Here is a 21,908-nt window from a genome sequence, read left to right as displayed (position 1 = left end):
GACGGGAAACTCCCGCACCAATTCGGGCATAAAGGAGCCCTGGTGCCTTAGAAGACAACCAGGGCCCCTACGCGCGCGTGCCGCTCGCTACTCGCTACTCGGCGCCGACGACGGCGACTTCGCCGATGCCGAGGGCCTCCACGGGGCCCTTGATCTGCGCCGCGTCACCGACGAGGACCGTCACCAGGCGGTCCACCGGGAAGGCGCTGACGGCCGCCGCGGTGGCCTCCACGGTGCCGGTCGCGGCGAGCTGCCGGTACAGCGCGGCCTGGTAGTCGTCGGGCAGGTGCTGCTCGACCTGGTCCGCCAGCGTGCTCGCGACGGCCGCCGCCGTCTCGTACTTCAGCGGCGCCACACCGACCAGGTTCTGCACGGCGACGTCCCGCTCGGCGTCGGTCAGCCCCTCGGCGGCGAGGGTGCGCAGCACCGTCCAGAGGTCCTGCAGGGCGGGGCCGGTGTTGGGCGTGTCCACGGAGCCGCTGATGGCGAGCATCGCGGCACCGGTCCCGTCCGGGGTGGACCTGAGGACCTGGGCGAACGCCCGCACACCGTAGGTGTAGCCCTTCTCCTCGCGCAGGACGCGGTCCAGGCGGGAGGTGAGGGTGCCGCCGAGGCAGTACGTGCCGAGCACCTGGGCGGGCCAGACGCGGTCGTGCCGGTCCGAGCCGATCCGGCCGATCAGCAACTGCGTCTGGACGGCGCCCGGGCGGTCCACGATGACGACCCGGCCCGAGTCGTCGGCGGTCACCGGCGGCACCGGCCGCGGCTCGGCCGAGGAGCCGGTCCAGGCGCCCAGCGTGTCGCCGAGCAGCTCGTCGAGGTCGATTCCGGTGAGGTCGCCGACGACCACCGCGGTGGCCGTCGCCGGGCGGACGTGCTTCTCGTAGTAACCGCGCACGGCCGGGGAGTCGATCGCGGCGACCGTGTCCTCGGTGCCCTGCCGGGGCCGCGACATGCGCGAGCCCGCCGGGAACAGCTCCTTGGAGAGCTCCTTGGCGGCACGGCGGGCGGGGTTGGCCAGCTCGTGCGGGATCTCGTCGAGGCGGTTGTTGACCAGCCGCTCGACCTCGCTGTCCGCGAACGCGGGCGCCCTGAGGGCGTCGGCGATCAGGCCGAGGCCCTTGGCGAGCCGGGAAGCGGGGACCTCGAGGCTCAGCCGGACGCCCGGGTGGTCGGCGTGCGCGTCGAGGGTGGCGCCGGCGCGCTCCAGCTCGGCGGCGAACTCCTCGGCGGAGTGCTTGTCGGTGCCCTCGGAGAAGGCCCGGGCCATGATCGTGGCCACACCGTCGAGGCCGGCCGGCTCGGCGTCCAGGGGGGCGTCCAGCAGCACCTCCACGGCGACGACCTGCTGGCCGGGGCGGTGGCAGCGCAGCACGGTGAGGCCGTTGTCGAGCGTGCCGCGCTCGGGGGCGGGGAAGGCCCAGGGCTTGGCCTCGCCCGCCTGGGGCCGGGGGTGGAAGTCCATCGTGGCGAGCTCGGTCACTTGGCCGCCTCCTCGTTCTCGTTCGTGGCCGCGGCTGCGGTGTCCTCGATGGTGTCGGCGTCCTCGCCGGTCTCGTCGGCGACGGGCTCGTAGACGAGCACCGCGCGGTTGTCGGGCCGCAGACGGGCCTTGGCGACCTCCTGGACCTCCTCCGCGGTGACCTCCAGCACGCGCTGCACGGCGGTCAGGGCGAGCTGCGGGTCGCCGAACAGCACGGCGTACCGGCACAGTTCGTCGGCGCGGCCGGAGACCGTGCCGAGCCGGTCCAGCCACTCGCGCTCCAACTGGGCCTGGGCGCGCTCCATCTCCTCGGCCGTGGGGCCCTCCTCGGCGAACCGGGCGAGCTCCTCGTCGATGGCGGCCTCGATGACCGGCACCTCCACGTCACCGGACGTCTTCACGTCCAACCACCCCAGGGAGGGCGCCCCGGCGAGCCGCAGCAGGCCGAAGCCGGCGGCCACGGCCGTACGGTCCCGCCGCACGAGGCGGTTGTAGAGACGGGAGGACTCGCCGCCGCCGAGGACGGTGAGGGCCAGGTCGGCCGCGTCGCACGCGCGCGTGCCGTCGTGCGGCAGCCGGTAGGCGGCCATCAGGGCGCGCGCCGGGACCTCCTCCTCGACGACCTCGCGGAGCTGCCCGCCGATGGTCTCCGGCAGCGCGCCGTCACGCGGCGCGGGCTTGCCGTCATGTCCCGCGACGGAGCCGAAGTACTTCTCGATCCAGGCCAGGGTCTGCTCCGGGTCGATGTCGCCGACCACGGAGAGCACGGCGTTGTTCGGCGCGTAGTAGGTGCGGAAGAAGGCGCGCGCGTCCTCCAGGGTCGCCGCGTCCAGGTCGGCCATCGAGCCGATCGGCGTGTGGTGGTAGGGGTGGCCCTCCGGGTAGGCGAGGGCGGTCAGCTTCTCGAAAGCGGTGCCGTAGGGGACGTTGTCGTAGCGCTGCCGGCGCTCGTTCTTGACGACGTCCCGCTGGTTCTCCATCGACTCGTCGTCGAGCGCGGACAGCAGCGAGCCCATCCGGTCGGCCTCCAGCCAGAGGGCGAGCTCGAGCTGGTGGGCGGGCATGGTCTCGAAATAGTTGGTGCGCTCGAAGCTGGTGGTGCCGTTCAGCGAGCCGCCCGCGCCCTGGACGAACTCGAAGTGGCCGTTGCCCTTCACCTGGGCGGAACCCTGGAACATCAGATGCTCGAAAAGGTGAGCCAGGCCGGTACGCCCCTTGACTTCGTGGCGCGAGCCGACGTCGTACCAGAGGCACACCGCCGCGACCGGGGTCAAGTGGTCCTCGGAGAGCACCACGCGCAGGCCGTTGGCCAGGCGGTGCTCGGTCGCTGTCAGGCCCCCGGAGCCTGCCTGGGCTGTGGCCGTGTGACCCATGGGCATGTACGTCCCTTCGATCGCGGTGCGGTCGTTCCAACCGCGGATTCCTGCCGGTCCTGCCACTGTATGCAAGCGCGCGAAGCGCTGGTGAAGTTCCCGGGGGGCGTACGCGGAGAGCGAGACACGGTGACCCGCCGTGCCGATCCGACGGCTCGGCGGACGTCAGAGACCGGGTCCTGGTCCCGGTTGTCAGTGCGGCGGTCCACAATGGTCGGCGTCAGATCCGGAACGCAGAGGCAAGGAGCCGGCAGCGATGGCCCGCCGCAGCACGAAGACCCCGCCGCCCGACGACTCGTACGAGGAGAGGATCCACGACAACGACGTCGTCGACGAGATGCAGGGCTCCTTCCTCGAGTACGCGTACTCGGTCATCTACTCCCGCGCCCTGCCGGACGCACGCGACGGCCTCAAGCCGGTGCACCGCCGCATCGTCTACCAGATGAGCGAGATGGGCCTGCGCCCCGAGCGCGGGTACGTCAAGTGCGCCCGCGTCGTCGGCGAAGTCATGGGCAAGCTGCACCCGCACGGCGACGCGTCGATCTACGACGCCCTCGTGCGCATGGCCCAGCCCTTCTCGATGCGCGTCCCCCTGGTCGACGGCCACGGCAACTTCGGCTCGCTGGGCAACGACGACCCGCCGGCCGCCATGCGGTACACCGAGTGCCGGATGGCCGAGGCGACGAGCCTGATGACGGAGTCGATCGACGAGGACACCGTCGACTTCAACCCCAACTACGACGGCCAGGAGCAGGAGCCGGTGGCCCTGCCCGCCGCCTTCCCGAACCTCCTGGTCAACGGCGCCTCGGGCATCGCGGTCGGTATGGCGACGAACATGCCGCCGCACAACCTGCGCGAGGTCATCGCGGCCGCCCGCCACCTGATCAGGTACCCGAACGCGGATCTGGACGCGCTGATGAAGCACGTCCCGGGCCCCGACCTGCCCACCGGTGGCCGCATCGTCGGCCTGCCCGGCATCCGGGACGCTTACGAGACGGGCCGCGGCACGTTCAAGATGCGGGCGACCGTCGCCGTGGAGACCGTGACGGCCCGCCGCAAGGGCCTCGTCGTCACCCAGCTGCCCTTCACGGTCGGCCCGGAGAAGGTGATCGCCAAGATCAAGGACCTGGTCGGCTCGAAGAAGCTCCAGGGCATCGCCGATGTCAAGGACCTCACCGACCGCCAGCACGGCCTGCGCCTGGTCATCGAGATCAAGAACGGCTTCGTGCCGGAGGCGGTCCTGGAGCAGCTCTACAAGCTGACGCCGATGGAGGAGTCCTTCGGCATCAACAACGTGGCCCTGGTCGACGGCCAGCCGCTCACGCTGGGCCTCAAGGAGCTCTTGGAGGTCTACCTCGACCACCGCTTCAACGTCGTACGGCGGCGTTCGGAGTTCCGCCGCAGCAAGAAGCGCGACCGGCTGCACCTGGTCGAGGGCCTGCTGACGGCCCTGCTTGACATCGACGAGGTCATCCGCCTCATCCGCTCCAGTGAGAACTCCGCGCAGGCGAAGCAGCGCCTGATGGAGCAGTTCTCGCTGAGCGAGGTGCAGACGCAGTACATCCTCGACACGCCGCTGCGCCGTCTGACCAAGTTCGACCGCATCGAGCTCGAGTCGGAGAAGGACCGGCTCAACGCGGAGATCGAGGAACTGACCCGGATCCTCGATTCGGACGCCGAGCTGCGCAAGCTGGTCTCCGCCGAACTGGCCACCGTCGCCAAGAAGTTCGGCACCGACCGGCGTACGGACCTGCTGGAGGCGGGCGGCACCCCGGTCGCGACCGTGCCGCTCCAGGTGGCCGACGACCCGTGCCGGGTGCTGCTGTCCTCGACGGGTCTGCTGGCCCGTACGGCGAACGGCGAGCCGTTCGCGGAGGACGCCGGCGCCGAGCGCGTGAAGCACGACGTGATCGTCTCGGCGGTGCCGGCCACCGCCCGTGGCGAGGTGGGCGCGGTCACCTCGGCGGGCCGGCTGCTGCGACTGAACGTGATCGACCTGCCCCAGCTCCCGGAGTCGATGCCGACGCCGAACCTCGCGGGCGGCGCCCCGCTGGCGGAGTTCGTCTCCCTCGAGGACGACGAGACGGTGGTCTGCCTGACGACCCTGGACGAGTCGTCGCCAGGCCTGGCGATCGGCACGGCTCAGGGCGTCGTCAAGCGCGTGGTGCCGGACTATCCGTCCCACAAGGAAGAGCTCGAGGTGATCACCCTCAAGGAGGGCGACCGGATCGTCGGCGCGGTGGAACTGCGTACCGGCGACGAGGATCTGATCTTCATCTCCGACGACGCCCATCTGCTGCGCTACCCGGCCGCGCAGGTCCGCGCCCAGGGCCGCGCGGCGGGCGGCATGGCGGGCATCAAGCTCCCGGAGGGCGCGAAGGTCATCTCCTTCACGGCGGTGGACCCGGCAGCGGACGCCGTCGTCTTCACCGTCGCGGGCTCGCGCGGCACGCTGGACGACTCCGTCCAGACGACGGCCAAACTGACCCCGTTCGACCAGTACCCGCGCAAGGGCCGCGCCACGGGCGGCGTCCGCTGCCAGCGGTTCCTGAAGGGCGAGGACTGTCTGTCCCTGGCCTGGGCGGGCCCCGTCCCGGCCCTCGCCGCGCAGAAGAACGGCACGCCGGTCGACCTCCCGGAGATCGACCCGCGGCGGGACGGCTCGGGGGTGTCCCTGGCGAAGACCGTGTGGGTGGTGGCCGGACCGGTCTAGGCGGACTCCAGCAGGTCCGGACAGGCCCTAGGCAGGCTCCGCGAGCTCCTCCTCGGTGCCCGGTACGTAGCGCAGGACGCCCCACATGCCGTGCTCGTCGGCGTGTGGGGCCTCGCTCCGGCACGCGTCCAGTTGCTTGTCGAGGGCGGCGGTGTCGATCCCGGAGCCGATGAGGACGAGCTGGGAAGGGCGTTCGTCGCCGGCCGGCCAGGGCTCCGGGTAGAAGCGCAGGAACCGTCCGACGGCGTGGACGGCGTAGCGGTTCCGGACGTCGTAGGGGCCGAAGTCGACGTACCCCTTGATCCGGTACAGCCCCTCGGGCCGGCTGTCGAGGAACTCCATCAGCCGGCGTGGATCGAGGGGCTCCCGGGAGACGAACGACAGGCTGTCGTACGCGCTGTGCAGATGCCCGGCGTGGCCGTCAGCACCGATCTCGTGCAGGTCGTCGAAGGACAGTTGCCCGACACGCTCCTCGCTCGGCCGGCAGTCGAAGAGGAACTCGGGGTCGATCCGGCCGTAGGTGGCCGGGACGACGGCCGCTCGGTCGACGAGGGACCGGACCAGCCCGAGGACGCGCTCGCCGTCCGCCGCCCGGTCGAGCTTGTTGACCACGACGAGGTCGGCCAGCGCGAGATGCCGGTCGATCTCGGGATGCCTGGCCCGGGTGTCGTCGAACTCGGCGGCGTCGACGACCTCGACGAGCCCGCCGTACACGATCCCCGGATCCTCGCTTGCGAGCACCATCCGCACGAGTTCCTGCGGCTCGGCGAGACCGCTGGCCTCGATGACGATGACGTCGATGCCGAGGGACGGCTCCGTGAGCCGCTCGAGATAGAGATCCAGTTCCCCGGCGTCGACGGCGCAGCACAGGCATCCGTTGCCGAGCGAGACGGTCGAATCGCCGAGCGCACCCGCGACGGCCATCGCGTCGATCTCGATGGCCCCGAAATCATTGACGACCGCACCGATCCGGCTGCCTCCACTGCGGTGGAGGAGATGGTTGAGCAGCGTGGTCTTTCCGGATCCGAGGAATCCGGCCAGGACCACGACCGGGATCTGCCGCGGACTCGGGCTCGGCTGGCTCACCGTGCGACCTCTCTCACGCCGACGCGTGCACCGGCTCGCGTTCTCGGCACAGGGACTGGGAATGAATGCCGAACCAGGATACGAGCCCAGGCATCGTGCAGTTGGAGGAGGCGGACATGGACGAGTGGTGGGTTGCGAGTGGGCCACCGGAGGTCAGGTCCTGCGATCGACGATGCCTTCATCTCCCTGGTGACCACATCGCCGGTTGGTAACGAAACGCTCCAGCCTTGCCAACCGGCAGACGAACTAAGCTTGACTGCCTCCCGTTCTGAGCGACTCCACAAGCGTCGTTCGCTCCGTTGAGGAAAAATGAGCGCCCCACAAGGCAGCGCTCATAGGATCCGGCAAATCGTATGCCCAGCCATACCCTTAAGGATCATGAGTGTCGTCAATTATCCGTCGGCTCGGCGCCTCCCCGCGCGAACGAGGGAGCATCTCCGGCGCGAATTGCCCCGACATCTTTGAACTGACCGACGGGAACTTCGCCGTCATCGGGACGGAAGCCACCGCCCAGTTGGAGAGCCACCTTCCGAAGGACGCCTCGCGGGCCGACTACGAGCGGATCGTCGTCATCACCCGGGAAACCCTCCTCCGCGCCAAGGCGGACATCCCGGACGCCTGATCCCGCACACGAGCACAGCCGTTGGCCCGCCGCCCTTCAGCACTGATCGCCTGCGCGCGCCCACGAGGCGCAGGCGATCGTCCACCGGCAGAACCGGTTTCCCATCCCCCTGACGGGGAAGCATCACGCAGATGCCGGGAGGGGTTGATGGATCACCGAGGCTTCAGGCGTTCGCTGTTACGGATATGCCTGTGGGGGGCGACAGGCCTCGTCGGAGCAGCGCTTGTCGGTGTCGCCTCCATCGTGATCAGCGGCTGGCTCCTCAGCGGTGTCGAGGATGCCAACGGCGGGCGCCGGGCAGCAGTGGAACGCAGCGCTGTCGGTGACTACTTCGGCGGCATCAGCGCTGTCTTTTCAGGCCTGGCCTTAATATTGCTCGTGATCACCTTGCTGTTCCAGCAAAGAGAATTACGCATGCAGCGTCAGGAACTTTCTTTGCAGCGCCAAGAGCTCATCTCCTCACGGCAGGAGCTCCGACGCAGCGCCAGAGCCGATCTCCGAGCTCTGCACATCCAGTTGACTCAGATGGCCATGGAAGATCCCACCCTGGCGAGCGTTTGGAACGACTATCCTGGCGAACCGCCGGAAGTGGTGCGCCAAAACCTGTTCGCCAACCTCACTTTCGGCCACTACTTGCTCTTCTATGAATGGGGAGACATAACCGAAGAAGAGTTACTTGAGTACGCCCGCACGCTCCTCCGAAGTCCCTTGTTCCACCGCTACTGGGAGGCTTCTCGTGGCGCGAAGGAAGGACTTTCACCGGACAGTCACGAGGGTCGACTCTTCCGAATTTTCGAGCAAGCCATCAGCGAATTTCAGAGGTCCGGAGCACCTAGCCCGCCTTGACGTGAAGCGGGCAGTCAGGCGCCCCCACTCACCTGCGGAGCCGGCCCCACATACCGCGCCACCGGCCTGATGATCTTCGAGTCCTCCGCCTGTTCCAGGATGTTGGCGCTCCAGCCCACCGCGCGCGCGGCGGCGAAGGTCGGGGTGAACATCTCTCGGGGCAGGCCGCAGAGTTCCATGACCACGCCCGCGTAGTACTCGACGTTGGTGTGGAGTTCACGGCCGGGCTTCAGCTCCGCCAGGATCGCCTCCACGTGACGCTCGACCTCCACGGCGAAGTCCACGCGCGGCCCGCCGAACGTCTGGGCGACCTCGCGCAGCATCCGGGACCGCGGGTCCTCCGTGCGGTAGATCGCGTGCCCGAAACCCATGATGCGATCCCCCGCGAGCACCCGCTGACGCACCCAGGAGTCGATCCGGTCCGGGGTCCCGATCGCGTCCAGGGTGTCCAGCGCGCGGCTGGGCGCACCTCCGTGCAGCGGCCCGGACAGCGCCGCCACCGCACCGGCGAGGCACGCCGCGACATCCGCACCGGTCGACGCGATGACCCGGGCCGTGAAGGTTGACGCATTGAATCCGTGATCAATGGTTGAGATCAGGTATTGCTCGATCGCCCGCGCGTGCTGCTCGGTGGGTACCGAGCCGGTCAGCATGTAGAGGTAGTTCGCCGCGTACGACAGGTCCTCGCGCGGCTCCACGGGGTCGAGCCCTTGCCCCAGCCGGTGCAGTGCGGTGAGCAGTGTGGGCACGGCGGCGGCCGCCCCGAGCGTGTCCCGCAGACGCTGCTCGGCGTCGACGTCGTACACGGGACGGAACCCCTTCGCCGCCCCCAGCAGCGACAGAGCCGTACGCATCCCGGCGAGCGGGCCGGAGCGCCCGCCGGCCGCCGCTATGGCCGGCAGAGCGGCTCGCACCTCGTCGGGGAGCCGCCGCAGCGCGGCGGTCTCGGCCGCGAAGGCCGCGCTCCGCCCGGCGTCCGGCAGTTCGCCGTGCACGAGCAGGTGCCAGACGTCCTCGAAGCCGCGAGTCCGCGCGAGGTCGACGGCCGAGTACTGCCTGTAGTGGTAGAAGCCCTCGAGACCGCGGACGTCACCGATCCGGGTGTCGGTGACGACGACCCCGGCGAGTCCCCGTGGCACGTCGAGAAGAGTGGCTGCGGACCTGTTGACGGACATGTCTTCCTCCCTGGACTTGATTCGACTGTCCATGATTGACTTTAGTCGTGTCAATATTGATTCAATCAATACATTAATCAATGGGCCGCTAGGCGGATACGGTGACCCCCATGCACGATCAAGAACCCGCCCCCCGCGACGCGGACAGGCGGCTGAGCACCAAGGAGGCCGCCGAGCTGCTCGGCGTGAAGCCGGAGACCGTGTACGCGTACGTGAGCCGCGGTCAGCTCAGCAGCAGGCGGGTGACCGGCGGCCGTGGCAGCACCTTCGACGCCGGGGAGGTCGAGGCGCTCGCCCGGCGCAACAGGCGGGAGGGCACGAGCAGTTCCGGATCGGGCGGCGAGCTGTCCGTACGGACCCGCATCACGCTCATCGAGAGCGACCGCTACTACTTCCGCGGTGTCGACGCGGTCGACCTGGCCGCACGGCACACCTACGAGGAGGTCGCCGAGTGGCTGTGGACCGGCCGGATGCACCCGGGCGCCACGTTCACCGCGCCGCCCGCCTCCGTCGCCGTGGCCCGCCGCGCCGTCGACGCACTGCCCGAACACGCCGCGCCCACCGATCTGCTGCGCGTCGCGACGATCGCCGCCGCGACCGCCGACCCGCTGCGGTTCGACCTGTCCGAGGAGGCCGTGCTCGGCACGGCGCGCACGCTCATTCCCACGCTCGTCGCCGCTCTGCCACCCATGAGACACGACCGCCGCGACGAGGGCCCTCTGGCCCACCGCCTGTGGACCCGGCTGTCCGGGCAGGACGCCGACGAGGCGTCCCTGCGCGTCCTGGACGCCGCTCTGGCCCTCCTCGTCGACCACGACCTGGCCGCCTCCACGCTCGCGGTGCGCGTCGCCGCGTCGGCCCGTGCCCACGCCTACGCGGCGGTCTCCGCAGGGCTGGGCGTGATCGAGGGCCCACTGCACGGGGCGGCCAGCGGGCTCGCCCACCGGCTGCTCCTCGACGTGCTCGACCAGGGCGACGCGGCGCCCGTGATCGCGGACGAACTGCGCGCCGGCCGCCGTATCCCGGGACTCGGCCACCGGCTCTACTCGGGCGAGGACCCACGCGCGCGTGCCCTGTTCGCCCTCCTGGAACAGATCCCGCGCGCGGAGCCCGCCCTGCTCGCGGCCCGCGACATCGTCGAGACCACCGCCCGCCACGCCCCGCTGCACGCCAACGTCGACCTGGCGCTCGCCGTGCTCACCACGTCCTGCGCCATGCCCTCGACCGCCGGCGAGACGATCTTCGCCGTGGCCCGTACGGCGGGCTGGATCGCACACGCCCTGGAGGAGTACGGCGAACGCCCCCTGCGCATGCGCCCGAGCGGTCTCTACGCGGGTGCGAAGCCGCCTCAGCCACTGCCGGAGTAGGGCAGGGCGGGCCCGGACGCCGCCGCGAATCAACTCAGGTTAGGCTCACCTGTGTGAGTACGTGCACGAGCGTCTCCCGGGACTTCGACGAGCCCGTTTCGGCGACCGCGGCCACCGCGAGGACCTGGCTGTTGCTGGAACAGCCCGGTCCGTGGGGTGCCAAGGCGCTCACCTCGAGCCATCTGGACCCCGCGCTGGGCCGTGCCCTGGAGACGGCCGCGAAGGACACGGGCGTGCGGATCGTGCTCATCCGCCGCCCCGGGCGCCACGCGGACCGCCGCATGCCCGCCTCGCGCCGGGTGTACGCGGCCCACACCGTTCCGGGAAACGTATGGCTGCACGGCGCCACGACCTCGGACCCGGAAAAGCTGCTCGATCTCGACTTCGCCGCCCTCGGCCGGGGCGACCACCACACGTTCGACGCGGTGCTCGGCGGCAGCCCCCACGACGGTGATCCGCTCGCCCTCGTCTGCACCAACGGCAAGCGGGACCGCTGCTGCGCCCTCCTGGGCCGGCCCCTCGCGGCCGAGCTCGCCACGTCGGGGGTCGAGGGCGTCTGGGAGGTCACCCATCTGGGTGGTCACCGCTTCTCCCCGACCGTGCTCGTGCTGCCGTACGGATACGCGTACGGCCGGGCCGAGGCCCACACCCTCAAGCAGGTCCTGCACGGCGCCGGGGAGGGGCGGATCGTCGTGGAAGGCTGCCGGGGCAGCTCGGCCTGGGAACGGCCCGGTCAGGCGGCCGAGCTCGCCGTGCGCACCGCGACCGGCGAGTATGCCGCGGAGGCGCTGAGCGTCGTGCGGACGTCGGGCGCGGCCCCGCGCTGGGAGGTGACCGTCGCCCACGCCGACGGGCGCCGCTGGCAGGTCGAGGTGGCCCAGGGCGCGGCCCTGCCGCCCCGCCCGGAGAGCTGCGGGGCGTCCGTCCTCGGTTCGCCCGCGCGGATGGACGCCGTGGCGGTGCGCGAGATGAGGATGACGACGGCGCTCGCGAGCTGACCGGTCAGCCTCAGGGGCGGCGTCGTCCCCATCACGCATTGATGCCGCGTTCGCCCGGTGCCGCCTTCGCACGCATTGATCAAGAGATCCACGCCACACCCGTTACGGCAGGTAGGCAGCCGCACGTACCTTCTTGGGTATGAGCCCCACTCCCCCCGCACGCCGCCTGCGCCTCGGCCTCCCGCGGCGGGTGTTCTCGCAGGTGCTGCTGATGCAGGTGGCGATCGCCGCGGGAGTCGCGGTCCTCGCGACCGGGCTGTTCCTCGCGCCTCTGAGCAACCAGCTCGACGACCAGGCGATGCGCCGCGCGCTCGCGATCGCGCAGACGACCGCCCAGCAGCCGGATCTCGCTCAGGACCTGAGGGACACTCCTCCCTCCCCGAACGGTCCGGTGCAGCAGGAGGCGGAACGGATCCGGAAGGCCACCCAGGCCGAGTACATCGTGGTGATGGACTGGCGCGGTGTGCGCTGGTCGCACACCGACAAGAAGCAGATCGGCGGCATCGTCTCGACCGACCCCGGCCAGGCCCTGGCCGGCAAGGAGGTCATGGAGATCGACAGCGGCACCCTGGGCCGCTCCGCCCGGGGCAAGGTGCCGCTGCGCGACAGCGACGGCTCCGTCGTCGGCGCCGTCTCGGTCGGCATCGCCTACGACAGCGTCCGGGCCCGGCTGATCCACGCGATCCCGGGGCTGCTCGCCTACGCCGGCGGTGCGCTGGCCGTCGGTGCGCTGGCCGCGTGGCTCATCTCCCGACGGGTCCACAGGCAGACCCGGGACCTGGCCTTCTCCGACATCGCGGCGCTCCTGTCGGAACGCGAGGCGATGCTGCACGGCATCCGGGAGGGCGTCGTCGCCCTGGACCGCACCGGCCGCATCCGTCTCCTCAACGACGAGGCGCAGCGGCTGCTGAGCATCGGCGACGCGGCGGTGGGCCGTTCCCCGGACGAGGCACTGGGCGCGGGTCGCACGGCCGATGTGCTGGCCGGGCGCGTGACCGGCACGGACCTGCTCACCGTGCGCGGCCAGCGCGTGCTGGTCGCCAACCGCATGCCCACCGACGACGGCGGCGCCGTGGCCACCCTGCGCGACCGCACCGAGCTGGAGCAACTGGGCCGCGAACTCGACTCCACGCGTGGTCTGATCGACGCCCTGCGCGCCCAGGACCACGAACATGCCAACCGTATGCACACGCTCCTGGGGCTGCTCGAGCTGGAGATGTACGACGACGCCGTCGAGTTCGTCGGCGAGGTCGTCGGTGATCACCGCGCCACCGCGGAGCAGGTCACCGAGCGGATCGAGGACCCGCTGCTCGCCGCCCTGCTGGTCGGCAAGGCGACCGTCGCGGCCGAGCGGGGCGTCGCCCTGTGGGTGTCGGACCGGACCCGGCTGCCCGACCGGCTGATCGACCCCCAGGGGCTGGTGACCGTGGTCGGCAACCTGGTGGACAACGCCCTCGACGCCGTGGCGGGCAAGCCGCACGCGCGCGTGGAGGTCGAACTGCGCGCCGAAGGGCGTACGGCGATCCTCCGGGTGCGCGACACGGGTCCGGGAATCCCGCCGGAGCACCGGGAGTTGATCTTCACCACCGGATGGTCTACGAAGGAGCCGCCGGCGCACCGCGAGCGGGGCATCGGCCTCTCCCTGGTGCGCAGGCTCGCCGAGCGGCAGGGGGGCAGCGCGACCGTCGACGAGGCGTACGGCGGGGGCGCGGAGTTCACCGTCGTCCTGCCCGAGGCACTCACCGAGCCGGGCCCCGAACCTGCCCTGACCGTGCCGTCAGCTCCGCAGACCGCCAAGAAGGAGTCGTGATGATCGAGGTCCTGGTCGTGGACGACGACACCAGAGTCGCGCGGGTCAACGCCGCCTACGTCGAGAAGGTGCCGGGCTTCCATGTCGCCGGCGAGGCCCACAGCGCCGCCGAGGCGCTGCTCCAGTTGGAGACGCTGCCCCGGCTGGACCTGGTGCTCCTGGACCACTACCTGCCCGACGAGACGGGGCTGGCGGTCGTCCAGGAGATGCGGCGGCGCGGCCACCAGACCGACGTGATCATGGTGACGGCGGCCCGGGACGTGTCCACCGTGCAGGCGGCGATGCGGCAGGGCGCGCTGCAGTACCTGGTCAAGCCGTTCGCCTTCGCCGGCCTGCGCGCCAAGCTGGAGGCGTACGCGGAGCTGCGCCGCACCCTCGACGGCGGCGGGGAGGCCGAGCAGGCCGAGGTGGATCGCATCTTCGGGGCGCTGTCGACCCCGTCGGAGCCCGATCTGCCCAAAGGGCACTCCCCCACCACCGCGGAGCTGGTCCGTCAGTCCCTGATGCACGCCGACGGGCCCCTGTCCGCCCAGGAGATCGCCGAGCGCACGGGGGTGAGCCGCCAGACCGCCCAGCGCTACCTGAAGCTCCTGGAGCGCACGGGACGGGCCAGGCTGACCCTCAAGTACGGGGACGCGGGCCGCCCGGAACACCGTTACGTGTGGGCGACCCGCGCCTAGCCCGGAACCGCCCGCGGGCGAGCACCCCCCTACGCTGCTCCCGCCCCGGTCAGCGACCGCACCTCGGTCTCCGCGTGCTGGGCCTCGTCCGGGACCTCCGCCGAGGTGACCGTGCCCAGCCAGCCCGCGAGGAACCCCAGCGGGATCGAGACCAGGCCCGGGTTCTGCAACGGGAAGTACTGGAGGTCGACGCCCGGGAACAGCGAGTCCGGGGTGCCCGAGACCACCGGTGACAGCACCACGAGCACCACGGCCGGAACGAGACCGCCGTAGACGGCCCACACGGCGCCACGTGTCGTGAAGCCGCGCCAGAACAGGGAGTAGAGCAGCACCGGGAGGTTCGCCGACGCGGCGACGGCGAAGGCGAGACCCACCAGGAACGCCACATTGAGATCCCGCGCCAGCAGGCTGAGGGCGATCGCCACCACGCCCACTGCGACGGCCGCGACCCGGGCCACCGCCACCTCGCTGCGCGGCTTGCCGCCCCGCCGCCGCAAGGACGCGTACAGATCGTGGGCCACCGAGGCCGAGGACGCGAGCGTGATCCCGGCGACCACGGCGAGGATGGTGGCGAACGCCACCGCGGCGACGATCGCGAAGAGAACTGTTCCTCCTGTGGACCCGGCACCACCGCCCAGATCGAGCGCCAGCAGCGGAACCGCCGTGTTCCCGGCCGCGTTCGACCCGCGCACGGCCTCCGGCCCCACGATGGCGGCGGCGCCGAAGCCGAGCACGATCGTCATCAGGTAGAAGCCGCCGATGAGTCCGACGGCCCAGACGACCGAGCGGCGTGCGGCGCGCGCGGTGGGCACCGTGTAGAAGCGGGACAGGATGTGCGGCAGCCCGGCCGTACCCAGCACCAGGGCCAGTCCCAGACTGATGAAGTCGAAGCGAGCGGTCCAGTCCCCGCCGTACTTCAGCCCGGGCGCCAGGAACGCCTTCCCATGACCGCTGCGCTCGGCCGCCGTGAGCAGCAACCGGTCCAGGTCGCCGTGGAAACGCATCAGGACGAGCGCCGTCAGCGCGATGGTGCCGCCGAGCAGCAGAACGGCCTTGACGATCTGAATCCATGTGGTCGCCCGCATCCCTCCCAACGACACATAGATCACCATGAGCGCGCCCACACCGATGACGGTCCAGGCCCGCGCCGCCTCGCTCGTACCCCCCAGCAGCAGCGCCACCAGGCTGCCGGCGCCGACCATCTGCGCCACCAGATACAGAACGGACACGGTGACCGAGGAGGTTCCCGCCGCGATCCGTACCGGCCGCTCCCTCATCCGCGCCGCCACGACGTCGGCGAGCGTGAACCGGCCGCAGTTGCGCACCAGTTCGGCGACGAGGAACAGCACCACAAGCCAGGCCACGAGGAACCCGACGACATAGAGCAGCCCGTCGTAGCCGAACAATGCGATGAGCCCGGTGACCCCCAGGAAGGAGGCGGCGGACATATAGTCGCCCGCGAGGGCAAAACCATTCTCCATGGGTGAGAAGAGCCGCCCGCCCGCGTAGAACTCCTCCGCCGAACCACGCCGTTTGCGGCTCACCCACGTCGTGATCGCCAGCGTGACCGCGACGAACGCGCTGAACAGCAGCAGCGAAAGCGTCTGGTGTTCCCCCGTCACGAGACACCGCCGTTCGCTCCGCGCGTCAGTTCCTGTGTGTCCCAGCGCAGTTCGAGCGCCGCCCGGTCCCTACGCAGCCGCGCGTGCCGCGCGTATGCCCAGGTGAGCAGGAACGTGGTCAGGAACTGCCCGAGCCCCGCGGCCATCGCCACGTTTACCGCTCCCGCCACGGGCCGGGCCATCAGCTCCGGAGCGGTCGTGGCAGCCACGACGTAGCCCACGTACCAGGCGAAGAAGGCCACGAAGGCCGGCACCACGAACCTCCGGTACCGCCTCCGCACCTCCTGAAAGGCGGCACTGCGCTGCACCTCCAGGTACACCTCGGCCGGCGCGGCCCCGGCCTCGCCCTCCCTTCGCGCCGACGGCACCACCGCCGGAGCGACCCCGGCACCGGCCGACTCGCCCCAGCCGGAGGCGAGGGCGTCGTACCAGGGGTCGTCGTACCTGAGGTGCCCGGCCTCCTCGGCCGGGACCGGGTCATGAGCGTCGAGAGGCTCGACCCAACTTTCCTGACCGGCCCCGCTTCCGCGGGGACGGCCCTTGCTTGGCTGCATGCCCAAGGATGGACAGAACGGGAAGATCCCCGACTCTTCTTCCCATTCCTCTTCACCCCTTCAGGTGACTCAACCCGCTGGTGGCCGTACGAGTCCCTTCCCATAGGCGTAACGCACCGCCTGGGCACGGTCCTTGATCCCCGCCTTGGCGAAGAGGTTGTTGATATGGGTCTTCACGGTCGCCGTGGAGACATGCAGTCTGCGGCCGATCTCCTGGTTGCTGAGCCCGTCGGCGATGAGGACCAGCACCTCCGTCTCCCGCACGGTGAGCCCGTCCGGCGCCTCGGCAGGCGCCGCCGGTCTCGGCTCCGCCAGGCGCTCCAGCAGCCGTCTCTGGATGCTCGGCGAGAGCCCTGCCTGCCCGGACAGCACGCTGTGCACGGCCCGCACGATCTCGTCTCCGTCCGCGTCCTTCGTGAGATAGCCGCGTGCTCCGGCAGCCAGTGCCGGGAACAGGGACTCGTCGTCCGCGTACGTCGTGAGCACCACGACCTGCGTCCCGGGGTGCTGCGCGCGGATCCTGCGGGTCGCCTCCACTCCGTCGCAGCGGGGCATGCGCAGGTCCATCAGCACCACGTCCGGGGCCAGTTCGGCGACGAGCCGCACCGCCTCCTCACCGTCTCCGGCAGCGCCGACCACCTCGATCCCGGGCAGCAGACCGAGCAGCATCACGATGCCCTCGCGCACCACGGTCTGGTCGTCCACGACCACCACCCGAGCGGGCTTCCGCTCGGCCTCATGCGTCATACCGGCACCTTCAACGTCACCACGAACCCCTCCTCGCCGGGCCCGGCCTCGAGCGAGCCGCCCAGCAGCTCGGCACGCTCTCGCATGCCCAGCAGACCGTACCCGGCGCCCGTCCGGGTCAGTTCGCCCGGCGAGCCGCCCGAGTCCCGCACATCGAGGGTCACTTCGTGCGGACGGTAGTCCAGCCTCAGACGCACCCTGGCCCCCCGAGCGTGCTTGCGGACGTTGGTCAGAGCCTCCTGGGCGGCTCTGCGCACGGCCTGCGAGGCCTCGGCCGGCAGCGCCCTGCGTTCACCCGTGACGGTGATCTCGGCGCCGTCGGCCGAACCCACCAACTGATTCAGGAAGTCCTCCAGCGGGGTCAGCTCCCCCCGCAGGGCCGAGAGCGCCTGCCGGGTCTCTGAGAGTCCGCCGCGCGCCATCTCGCGTGCCGCTACCACTCGTTCGAGCACCTGCTTCCGTTCCCCTCCGCGCTCGATCAGCAGCCGGGCCGCCTCCAGGTGCACGAGCTGGGCCGAGAGGCTGTGCGCGAGCACGTCGTGGATCTCCCGCGCTATGCGGGCCCGCTCAGCGAGCGCCGCCGTCTCCGCCTCGGCCGCGCGTGCGGCCCGCTCCTGGGCGAGCAGCCGCTGGGCGCTGCCACGGGCCTCGGCGTCGAGACGCAGCGTGTATCCGGCGAGGGCGAGGCCGACTCCGGTGACCACGGCCGTCAGTATGTCGTCGTTGTCGACGGCCCCGTACGAACCGAGTGCGACTCCGGCTGCGGTGAGGGCGACGGCCGGGGGAAGCCGTTCCAGCGCCGAGACGGCGCACCCGCACCACATGACCAGTGCCGCCACCTTGAACCCCGACATATGGGCCGCGACGGCAAGACCCTGGAGCAGCGCGAGCGATGCCAGCGACGGCCACAGGCGGTGCTGGAGTGTGGTCCGGAAGAAGGCCCAGGCGAGCATTCCCGCCAACAGCACTCCGCCGGCGCCGGCAGCCGCCCTCCAGCCGCCCGCATGACCGTCGGAGAAGGCACCCCACAGCAACAGGCCGAGGACCAGGGCCCTCACCGTCCAGGCCAGCATGCAGCGGGAGCGTGAGATTCCCTCGCGGCTGAGCGCCTCCCGGGAAGGCCAGCGCGTCCAGGCGTTCTGCTTCACACGAGCTCCTTCCCCGCAGGTCGGGCCGCGCTTTCACGGTACGCCCCGCTCATGCTCGCGGCAGGGCGCGGCGACTGACCACGCCAGGCCAGGATTCCGGCCCGGACGAGGAGGGTTCCGGCCAGCCCCAACAGCAGGGCCGAGCTGTCCTGGTGAACGCCCACCTCGGCCCCGAGCACGAAGAGGCCGACGCGCAGTCCGATGCCGACGACCCAGACGGCGGCGCTCGCCATGCTGCTCTTGCTCCACACGGTGCCGTCCGGCTCCACCCATATGCGAGTGGTCCAGGCCCAGCCGGCTCCGGTGGCCAGGCCGACGAGCAGTTCGGCGCCGAGCAGGAGCACCGAGGCCGTGTGGTGATGCGGATCGAGTATGCCGGGCTCGCGCAGCGCGACGACGGCCAGGATCGCGGGCAGGAGCCACCAGCGGCGCTCGCTGTCTATCCGGCTCACGCGGAACTGACGGGCGATCACCACTACGGCAACAGCCACGATCACCAACGCGTCGACGAGCCCGGACATCACGACCTCCGTGAGCGAGAAGGGGGTTGCCGGCAGCGAGTGCCGCCGACGCCTTCGAACCTACGGAAATCTCCAGGCCACAGGATCGGAGCCAGGGTGGATCGCGGGTGGATTCCCGACCGGGCACCTCTCCACCTGCGGGTGGAGAGACACCTCGGGCAAGGCCGGGTCGTGTCCGAACGGCGCATTCGGACACCGCTGGTGCCGCACCTGGACCAAGGCGGCACAGCGATGTCCACCAGCGGTTCACGTCGGTCACCGACGGACGCCCCGCCCCTGCCCGGCTACCGCCCGGCGCAGCGGCTACGCATCGATCCGCGACCGGTCCAGCGTCGCCGCCGAGTTGGAGATGAACTCCTTGCGCGGTGCGACGTCGTTGCCCATCAGCAGGTCGAAGACCTGCTCGGCCGCCTCCAGGTCGGAGAGGTTGATCCGGCGCAGAGTGCGGTGGCGCGGGTCCATGGTCGTCTCGGCCAGCTGGTCGGCGTCCATCTCGCCGAGACCCTTGTAGCGCTGGATCGAGTCCTTGTAGCGGACGCCCTTGCTCTGGAACTCCATGAGCTTGTCGCGCAGTTCCCGGTCCGAGTACGTGTAGACGTACTTGTCCTGACCCTTCTTCGGCTGGACGATCTCGATGCGGTGCAGCGGCGGCACCGCCGCGAAGACCCGGCCGGCCTCGACCATGGGCCGCATGTAGCGGTGGAACAGGGTCAGGAGCAGGGTGCGGATGTGCGAGCCGTCGACATCGGCGTCGGTCATCATGATGATCTTGCCGTAGCGAGCCGTGTCGATGTCGAAGGTCCGGCCCGATCCGGCCCCTATGACCTGAATGATCGCGCCGCACTCGACGTTCTTCAGCATGTCCGTCACGGACGACTTCTGAACGTTGAGGATCTTGCCCCGGATCGGCAGCAGCGCCTGGAACTCGGAGTTCCGGGCGAGCTTCGCCGTACCGAGAGCGGAGTCGCCCTCGACGATGAACAGTTCACTGCGGTCGACGTCGTCGCTGCGGCAGTCGGCGAGCTTGGCCGGCAGCGAGGAGGACTCCAGGGCCGTCTTGCGCCGCTGCGCGTCCTTGTGCTGGCGGGCGGCGATGCGCGTACGGGCCGCGGCGACGGCCTTCTCCAGCACGACACGGGCCTGCTGTGCGGCGTCCCGCTTCGTGGAGGTCAGGAACGCCTTGAGCTCCTTGGTGACCACGTTGTTCACGATCCGGCGGGCCGCCGAGGTGCCGAGCACCTCCTTGGTCTGCCCCTCGAACTGCGGCTCGGCGAGGCGCACGGTGACGACCGCGGTGAGGCCCTCCAGGGCGTCGTCCTTGACGACGTCGTCCTCGGCGACGCGCAGGAGCTTCTTGGTGCGCAGCACCTCGTTCATCGTCTTGGCGACGGCCTGCTCGAAACCGGCTACGTGCGTACCACCCTTGGGGGTGGCGATGATGTTCACGAACGACTTGAGCGTCGTGTCATATCCCGTGCCCCAGCGCATCGCGACGTCGACGCCGAGTTCGCGAGTCACCTCGGTGGGCGTCATCTGGCCGTGGTCGTCCAGGACGGGGACCGTCTCCTTGAAGGTGCCCTGTCCGGAGAAGCGGAGGACGTCGCAGACCGGCTTGTCGCTCGCCAGGTACTCGCAGAACTCGCTGATGCCGCCGTCGAAGCGGAAGGACTCCTCGCCCTTGCTGCCGCCCTCACCGAGCCCGAGCTCGTCGCGCACGACGATGGTCAGGCCGGGCACCAGGAACGCCGTCTGGCGGGCCCGCTGGTGCAGCGTCTCCAAGGCGAGCTTGGCGTCCTTGAGGAAGATCTGGCGATCGGCCCAGTACCGCACGCGCGTGCCGGTGCGGCTCTTCGGGATCTTCTTGGCCTTGCGCAGCCCGCCCTTGGCCTCGAACTTGGCGTCCGGGCCGTTCCCGGCGAACGCGCCGGGGACTCCGCGCCGGAAGCTGATGGCGTGGGTGTGCCCCCCGCGGTCCACCTCGATGTCCAGGCGGGCGGAGAGGGCGTTCACCACGGAGGCGCCGACGCCGTGCAGGCCGCCGGAGGCGGCATACGAGCCGCCTCCGAACTTGCCGCCGGCGTGCAGCTTGGTCATGACGACCTCGACACCGGAGAGGCCGGTCTTGGGCTCGACGTCGACCGGGATACCCCGGCCGTTGTCCCGGACCTCGACGGATCCGTCGTCCTGGAGGATGACCTCGATGTGGTCGCAGTAATCGCCCAGGGCCTCATCGACGGAGTTATCGATGATCTCCCAGAGGCAGTGCATGAGACCGCGGCTGTCGGTCGACCCGATATACATGCCCGGGCGCTTGCGCACGGCCTCGAGCCCCTCAAGGACGAGCAGGTGCCGCGCGGTGTAGTTGGAACCGTCCCGGTCTGCTCCTGCCAGCAGAGCTGTGGACGGCACGGACGTTTCGGCGGTCACGCGGTTCGCTCCTCGCTGAATTTCAGATGGGGCCCTCATGGGTAAGGGCGCGACTTCAGTCACCGGTGAGAGGGTACCGAGGCCTGGTAGAGCCGTTGTAACGCCACCCTCGTCAGAGACTCAGACTAGTCCAGACTCGCATGCGTGTTCGATCCCTCGATGGAGTGAAGTACACATCACGTTCCCTTCCAGGCATGAACCATTTAGGCTCCGGGCACGTCCTCATGAACAACCGGCAACCCAGCCGGGAGGACCGACCACCGATACAACGCGAAGCCCCGTAAGACACATAGACACGCAATACGGCACATTCGCCGCCAACCGGCAGCAGACAGCCGCCTCGCAAGATTTTTTTGAGGAAAAGCCACGAGCGGGAACGTTTTATGGCTGGTTGGATGTTGACCCTGGTACGACAGCTCGTCGAGCTAGAGAAGAGGCGACGTGACTACTGTTCTGACCCCCGCGAGCCACCTGACGGCCGCTGATCGCTGCGACCGCTGCGGCGCCCAGGCGTACCTGCGCGTCGTCCTGCTCAGCGGCGGAGAACTGCTCTTCTGCGCCCACCACGGTCGCAAGTTCGAGCCGGAACTCAAGAAGATCGCCGCTGAGATACAGGACGAGACGGAGCGGCTCACGACCGTTCCCGCGACCGCCTCCGAAGATGAGCGCTGACACCTCGCGTCCGACGACGAGCCAGCCCGGCACAGGCCGGTGAATGGGCGGCTGCCTCTGAGAG

The 21,908-nt window shown here is 70.2% G+C and carries 18 protein-coding genes; 8 read left to right on the top strand and 10 right to left on the bottom strand.

The annotated features are described in order from the left end of the window. Positions 1 to 94: 94 nt before the first annotated feature. Together ACFTZL_RS18005 and ACFTZL_RS18000 are read right to left on the bottom strand one after the other, a co-directional pair. Positions 95 to 1,483, bottom strand: coding sequence for a M16 family metallopeptidase (locus ACFTZL_RS18005; protein ID WP_382583292.1), 1,389 nt, complete (start codon positions 1,481 to 1,483; stop codon positions 95 to 97). Next, positions 1,480 to 2,862, bottom strand: a complete 1,383-nt coding sequence (locus ACFTZL_RS18000; protein WP_382583290.1) for a M16 family metallopeptidase — start codon at positions 2,860 to 2,862, stop codon at positions 1,480 to 1,482. Before ACFTZL_RS18000 ends, ACFTZL_RS18005 begins: the two co-directional genes overlap by 4 nt. Positions 2,863 to 3,112: 250 nt before the next feature. Between ACFTZL_RS18000 and ACFTZL_RS17995 the strand changes: the two genes are divergently transcribed. Continuing rightward, on the top strand, positions 3,113 to 5,569 hold the full coding sequence (locus ACFTZL_RS17995; RefSeq protein WP_382583287.1) for a DNA topoisomerase (ATP-hydrolyzing) subunit A: 2,457 nt from the start codon (positions 3,113 to 3,115) through the stop codon (positions 5,567 to 5,569). Positions 5,570 to 5,596: 27 nt separating this feature from the next. On the opposite strand, the gene ACFTZL_RS17990 is transcribed toward ACFTZL_RS17995, so the two are convergent. Then, entirely contained in the window at positions 5,597 to 6,655 is a 1,059-nt protein-coding gene (locus ACFTZL_RS17990) for a CobW family GTP-binding protein (RefSeq protein ID WP_382583284.1), read from the bottom strand. 382 nt (positions 6,656 to 7,037) lie between these two features. On the opposite strand from ACFTZL_RS17990, the gene ACFTZL_RS17985 reads away from it, so the two are divergent. Beyond that, positions 7,038 to 7,277, top strand: a complete 240-nt coding sequence (locus tag ACFTZL_RS17985) for a hypothetical protein (protein WP_382583281.1) — start codon at positions 7,038 to 7,040, stop codon at positions 7,275 to 7,277. 243 nt (positions 7,278 to 7,520) lie between these two features. Further along, positions 7,521 to 8,123: a DUF6082 family protein gene (locus ACFTZL_RS17980; RefSeq protein ID WP_382583278.1), complete on the top strand. Its 603-nt coding sequence runs from the start codon at positions 7,521 to 7,523 to the stop codon at positions 8,121 to 8,123. A gap of 14 nt (positions 8,124 to 8,137) precedes the next feature. On the opposite strand, the gene ACFTZL_RS17975 is transcribed toward ACFTZL_RS17980, so the two are convergent. Beyond that, positions 8,138 to 9,298, bottom strand: a complete 1,161-nt coding sequence (locus ACFTZL_RS17975; protein ID WP_382583275.1) for a citrate synthase/methylcitrate synthase — start codon at positions 9,296 to 9,298, stop codon at positions 8,138 to 8,140. A 110-nt stretch (positions 9,299 to 9,408) separates the two neighbouring features. On the opposite strand from ACFTZL_RS17975, the gene ACFTZL_RS17970 reads away from it, so the two are divergent. From ACFTZL_RS17970 to ACFTZL_RS17955, 4 genes are all read left to right on the top strand, one after another. After that, a complete protein-coding gene (locus tag ACFTZL_RS17970; RefSeq protein WP_382583272.1) occupies positions 9,409 to 10,665 on the top strand; it encodes a citrate synthase in 1,257 nt (418 codons plus the stop codon). A gap of 53 nt (positions 10,666 to 10,718) precedes the next feature. After that, positions 10,719 to 11,663 (top strand): sucrase ferredoxin, encoded by a 945-nt coding sequence (locus ACFTZL_RS17965; protein WP_382583269.1) that lies wholly within the window; start codon positions 10,719 to 10,721, stop codon positions 11,661 to 11,663. A gap of 139 nt (positions 11,664 to 11,802) precedes the next feature. Next, positions 11,803 to 13,473, top strand: a complete 1,671-nt coding sequence (locus ACFTZL_RS17960; RefSeq protein ID WP_382583266.1) for an ATP-binding protein — start codon at positions 11,803 to 11,805, stop codon at positions 13,471 to 13,473. Beyond that, positions 13,473 to 14,153 carry a response regulator gene (locus tag ACFTZL_RS17955; RefSeq protein ID WP_184589736.1) on the top strand — a complete coding sequence of 227 codons (681 nt, stop codon included), beginning with the start codon at positions 13,473 to 13,475 and terminating at the stop codon, positions 14,151 to 14,153. The genes ACFTZL_RS17960 and ACFTZL_RS17955 overlap by 1 nt, the downstream gene beginning before the upstream one ends. A gap of 29 nt (positions 14,154 to 14,182) precedes the next feature. Here ACFTZL_RS17955 and ACFTZL_RS17950 read toward each other — a convergent pair whose 3' ends face one another. From ACFTZL_RS17950 to ACFTZL_RS17925, 6 genes are all read right to left on the bottom strand, one after another. Beyond that, positions 14,183 to 15,775 (bottom strand): cation acetate symporter, encoded by a 1,593-nt coding sequence (locus ACFTZL_RS17950; RefSeq protein ID WP_382583262.1) that lies wholly within the window; start codon positions 15,773 to 15,775, stop codon positions 14,183 to 14,185. Then, positions 15,772 to 16,329 carry a DUF485 domain-containing protein gene (locus tag ACFTZL_RS17945; RefSeq protein ID WP_382583259.1) on the bottom strand — a complete coding sequence of 186 codons (558 nt, stop codon included), beginning with the start codon at positions 16,327 to 16,329 and terminating at the stop codon, positions 15,772 to 15,774. Before ACFTZL_RS17945 ends, ACFTZL_RS17950 begins: the two co-directional genes overlap by 4 nt. Positions 16,330 to 16,398: 69 nt before the next feature. After that, positions 16,399 to 17,076: a response regulator gene (locus tag ACFTZL_RS17940; protein WP_382583256.1), complete on the bottom strand. Its 678-nt coding sequence runs from the start codon at positions 17,074 to 17,076 to the stop codon at positions 16,399 to 16,401. Beyond that, positions 17,073 to 18,224 carry a sensor histidine kinase gene (locus tag ACFTZL_RS17935; protein WP_382583253.1) on the bottom strand — a complete coding sequence of 384 codons (1,152 nt, stop codon included), beginning with the start codon at positions 18,222 to 18,224 and terminating at the stop codon, positions 17,073 to 17,075. Before ACFTZL_RS17935 ends, ACFTZL_RS17940 begins: the two co-directional genes overlap by 4 nt. After that, positions 18,221 to 18,745, bottom strand: a complete 525-nt coding sequence (locus tag ACFTZL_RS17930; protein ID WP_382583250.1) for a DUF1453 domain-containing protein — start codon at positions 18,743 to 18,745, stop codon at positions 18,221 to 18,223. Before ACFTZL_RS17930 ends, ACFTZL_RS17935 begins: the two co-directional genes overlap by 4 nt. 303 nt (positions 18,746 to 19,048) lie before the next feature. After that, entirely contained in the window at positions 19,049 to 21,172 is a 2,124-nt protein-coding gene (locus ACFTZL_RS17925; protein WP_382583247.1) for a type IIA DNA topoisomerase subunit B, read from the bottom strand. Between the two features lie 441 nt (positions 21,173 to 21,613). On the opposite strand from ACFTZL_RS17925, the gene ACFTZL_RS17920 reads away from it, so the two are divergent. Continuing rightward, a complete protein-coding gene (locus tag ACFTZL_RS17920; RefSeq protein ID WP_046728668.1) occupies positions 21,614 to 21,844 on the top strand; it encodes a hypothetical protein in 231 nt (76 codons plus the stop codon). Positions 21,845 to 21,908 lie beyond the last annotated feature (64 nt).

It is taken from the genome of Streptomyces sp. NPDC056948, from assembly GCF_042674225.1.
Taxonomy (GTDB): Bacteria; Actinomycetota; Actinomycetes; order Streptomycetales; family Streptomycetaceae; genus Streptomyces; species Streptomyces purpurascens.
The sequence above is the reverse complement of the archived record's forward strand: the minus strand, read 5'-3'. Positions and strand labels throughout refer to the sequence as shown.